Below are 4,318 nucleotides of genomic sequence, written 5' to 3' on the forward strand. Positions count from 1 at the left end.
TTCTGTCTTCGTCAGTCATTTCCCATATGGGGTGCTTTACAGTTCGAAGAGTCGTGTAATTTAATGGACTACAAAGTTTGATTTGTGATTTATCTCTGACTATAGGAGTGAGGACATGCATTTTCATTCCTAAGCATCTTATGCAACACGTAGTGCAGCACTCCACCTGATGCGAGGTACTCCACCTCTATTGCGGTATTCACAGCACAAGTTAGCTTTATGACTCTCTTGGATCCACAACTTGCTTCCAATTCACACACTATTTCTGATCCCACACCTATATCGCCGCTTAACATCATTAATTCATCGCCTGAAAATGCACTCTTATCGCTTTCGGACAAAAGTAACGGCAAAACACCCATGCAGATAAGATTTGATCTGTGAATACGTTCAAAGCTCTGTGCTATTACCGCCTTGACACCTAAAAGGGCTGTACCTTTTGCTGCCCAGTCCCTACTGGAACCTGTACCGTACTCCTTGCCGGCGACTATGACTAGCGAAACGCCCTCCCGTTTGTATCTGACCGCAGCATCAAATACTGAAATCTGGTCACCACTTGGGAAATGTTTGGTAAATCCCCCATCCACTTCCCTGAGCATCTCATTTCTAATTCTAATATTAGCAAATGTTCCTCTTACCATAACATGGTGATTACCGCGTCTTGCTCCATAGGAGTTGAAATCTTTCTCTTTCACTCCATTGCGCACTAAAAACTTTCCAGCTGGGCTACTTATCGAAATATTGCCTGCAGGAGATATATGGTCGGTAGTGGTGCTATTTCCCAATATCATAAGCACACGGGCATTATCAATATGCAACCTACTACCCACAATGGCCTTTTTTGTCTCTTCATTTCCTTCAAGGAAGTATGGAGGGTGCTGGATATACGTGCTATCGCTATCCCAGTTGTATGTTAGGCCTTCTCCCGCCCCTATTGATAACCAAATGTCATCACCGCGAAATATACTTTCGTATTTTCTCCTGAACATATCCCGAGAAATAAATGACTCTATTACCTCACGTATCTCTTCTTTTGTGGGCCATAAGTCCGTTAGATAGATATCCCTACCATAGCAATCTCTGCACACTGGATCCTTCGTAATGTCCAACAAAACTGTGCCACTAAGCGCAAAAACCACTACTAGCGGTGGTGAAGCGAGAAAGTTAGCTTTAACGCAAGGATGAATTCTACCTTCAAAATTTCTATTCCCCGACAGAACAGACACTACTAGCAAATCGTGCTCTTTGATGCAGTCTTCTATCTCCTTTTCAAGTGGGCCGGAGTTTCCTATACATGTGGCGCATCCATAGCCCACAATATTGAATCCTAGATCATTCAAGTCTCCTAATAAACCAGACATTCTCAAGTACTCCTCAACTACCTGAGACCCTGGGGTGAGCGAGGTTTTAACCCATGGCTTTGATTTAATCCCAAGCTTTTTTGCCTTACGCGCCACGAGTCCCGCAGCTATCATGACGTAGGGATTAGAGGTGTTGGTACAGCTCGTGATTGCCGCTATAACGACATCACCATTTTTGACATGAAGATCCTCTCTTTCCTCATGTGACTCAGTAACAGGTAAAACTTTGGAAATCTCAGATATCAACACACGATCCTGAGGACGCTTAGGGCCAGCAACTACGGGTTGCACTTCTTCCAAATTTAGCAATACTTTGCTTGAATACTCTATTTCTCTATCTTCCGTCTCACTGTACCAAAGACTCTGTGCTCGCATGTACGCTTCAACAATATCTATGTGCTCTAGATCGCGTCCAGTCATATCAAGATAGGACAAGGTGCTTCCATCAAAGGGAAAAAACCCACACGTAGCACCGTACTCAGGCGCCATATTAGCCACTGTTGCTCTGTCAACAACTGGCATAGTGCGCAGCCCTTCCCCGTAGAACTCGACAAATTTCCCAACAACCTTCTTATTTCTGAGGATTTCCGTTATAGTCAGAACCATGTCTGTAGAGGTAACGCCTTCGGACAGCTCTCCACGTATCTCAAATCCCACAACCTCTGGCACTCTCATGTTTATAGGTTGCCCCAACATGGACGCTTCTGCTTCTATTCCTCCCACTCCCCAGCCTAGAACTGATATTCCATTTATCATTGTGGTGTGGCTATCAGTACCTATGAGGGTGTCCGGACAAAGAGTTCCCTCAACGTTCCATACCACTTTTGCCAGATATTCTAGATTTACTTGGTGGCATATTCCGATGCCAGGGGGCACCACGCGAAAATTTTTGAACGCACCTTGGCTCCATTTCAGCAATTTGTATCGCTCCAAGTTACGCGACATTTCAAGCGCCACATTTTTCGCAAGAGCATCACTAGTGCCGGAAAAATCAACGTGCAATGAGTGGTCCACAACGAGGTCTACGGGTATACCAGGATTTATTATTCCTGGATCTCTACCTTTAGACTTAACATAATCTCGCATGGCGGCTAAGTCCACCAAGGCAGGTACTCCTGTAAAATCCTGCATCATCACCCTCGCGGGCATGAAATTTATTTCACATTCGCCTCCGTGATTTATATACTGTGAAAACTTTTTCAAATCTTCAAGTCGCGTATTATAGCCATCTTCATTGCGTAACAGATTTTCAAGCAGTATTCTATGTACAAAAGGTACTTTATGTATTTTTATTCCAAGCTTTTCGCATGCTGCATTAAGATCATAGTAACAGTAAGATTTCTCCCCTACGTACAGTTTCTTTTGTACTTGTAGAGAATCTACAGATGTCATTATAACCTCCAGCTAGCAGAACAATCACATAGCGATATAACAGCCACTTCTGTTGTGCACTAAGTGCTTAAATTCATCTCATGTCCTACTCACGAATCGCGGTATTCGATTAGGACACATAACGGACACTCTCCACGATATATTTTGCCGCACACTTGTCAGCAACTATTCTACCTCACCATGCGCACCAGTATGCCTTAATATTAGGCTGGCTGCAGCAGATATTAATTTATAACACTGAAAACAATATAAACTGCACATCTACAATATTATGCAAAATAGCTACTATAAGGGTAAACGCGATTTTCTTTCCGCATTCTCTGTTGCAACGCATGATATTTTGCCGATGCAGAGCCTAACCCACGGTTGTTAACGCGCGACCACAGACTTCATCTGTCACACCCCACCATGGAAAAGTGATGCTCTCAAGAATGTACATCCCCAAAGCTTTGTTGCTCCTTTAGCACTCTCTTTGACGCATGAGTAGTACTATTGCTCTTTTCCACATCATTGGTACCATTCTCCTCGCGATGTGTTTTCTTACAAATGTTCTTATCAATGGCTTCCTTGCTCGGATCAAGAATATTACTGCAGTTATGATGAACTACCGCACCTTCATGTGCCTTCGCAAACGCACTTGATACTACTCCGTGCTGGTCTTTTGTTAGCTTTGATATGTCCTGTGTAATCTTCTTAGCCGTATATGGTACACCACTTAACTTATCGGTGTCAGAAGCTAATCCCGTAGCCGTATTTTTACTACTAGTTATAAGCCAAAGCCCAGCTTTATCAGCACCACTACTACTACTATTAGCTTCACCGGCCGCATTATTGCTACTACTGATGCCGTTACCATTACACTTCCCATCTGCGTCTGTACCATTGGTAGTAGCACTTCCTGTACCATAACAAATCTTCTTATCAATACTATAACCTGGATCAAGGTTATTAATAGCCTTACTAACCTCATGCATATTCTTCTTATGCAGATATATATCTATGCATAATCTGCAGGGCTGCAACATCATAACAAGCATTAACCATTACAGAGGTAGTAGATATAGAACGTATCTCTACTATTTCCGCTCCTTCACCTCCTCTTGCAAATGCGCTTGATACTTTACTTTTCTCATCTTTGGTCAGACCATTAATGTCCGTTGATATCTTCACTGATGTTTTGGGCCCTATCGTTTCACTACTACTCTTGTCGTAACCTCCACCTCTGTCAGTAGCACTACTACCACCCATGTTCCACAGTTCCGCCAACCCGGTTCTGTTATTACTTCTTTGACTACTACTATCCATCTGCACACCGCACATGTTATCTGCTTCCTTCCCTGCACTACTACCACCATGCTTGTAAGCATCCTTACAAATCTTTCTATCGATGGTCTTTTCAGGATCAATACTATTAAGAGCAACACTAACCCCATAAAGATCCTTCTTTTGCATCTTTTTGAGGCCCTCTTCTAATTTCTCCTTCTGATCGAGAGCAACATTGTAAGCAAGGTCTTTAGCGAGGAGATAAATACCTTCTTCATCACCATCTCCCCTCTTAACACCTT

At 43.1% G+C, this 4,318-nt stretch carries 3 protein-coding genes; all 3 read right to left on the reverse strand.

The window, feature by feature from the left end; all coding sequences use genetic code 11:
• Positions 1-89 precede the first annotated feature (89 nt).
• Complete coding sequence (acnA, locus tag R4I06_RS04375) at positions 90-2,753, reverse strand: aconitate hydratase AcnA (protein ID WP_334414361.1); 2,664 nt, start codon at positions 2,751-2,753, stop codon at positions 90-92.
• 425 nt (positions 2,754-3,178) lie between these two features.
• The gene (locus R4I06_RS04380; RefSeq protein ID WP_334414362.1) at positions 3,179-3,727 is read right to left on the reverse strand and encodes a hypothetical protein; all 549 of its coding nucleotides are present in this window, start codon (positions 3,725-3,727) and stop codon (positions 3,179-3,181) included.
• A 7-nt stretch (positions 3,728-3,734) separates the two neighbouring features.
• Positions 3,735-4,318 (reverse strand): P44/Msp2 family outer membrane protein (locus tag R4I06_RS04385; RefSeq protein WP_334414363.1); only part of this gene is annotated, 584 nt, incomplete at its 5' end.

Source organism: Anaplasma bovis (genome assembly GCF_036903315.1).
Classification (GTDB): Bacteria; Pseudomonadota; Alphaproteobacteria; order Rickettsiales; family Anaplasmataceae; genus Anaplasma; species Anaplasma bovis.

What these genes read in the sequence shown, in the direction of transcription:
- acnA (WP_334414361.1), bottom strand. Translation starts at nt 2,753, where the DNA reads ATGACATCTGTAGATTCTCTACAAGTACAAAAGAAACTGTACGTAGGG.
- R4I06_RS04380 (WP_334414362.1), bottom strand. Translation starts at nt 3,727, where the DNA reads ATGCATGAGGTTAGTAAGGCTATTAATAACCTTGATCCAGGTTATAGT.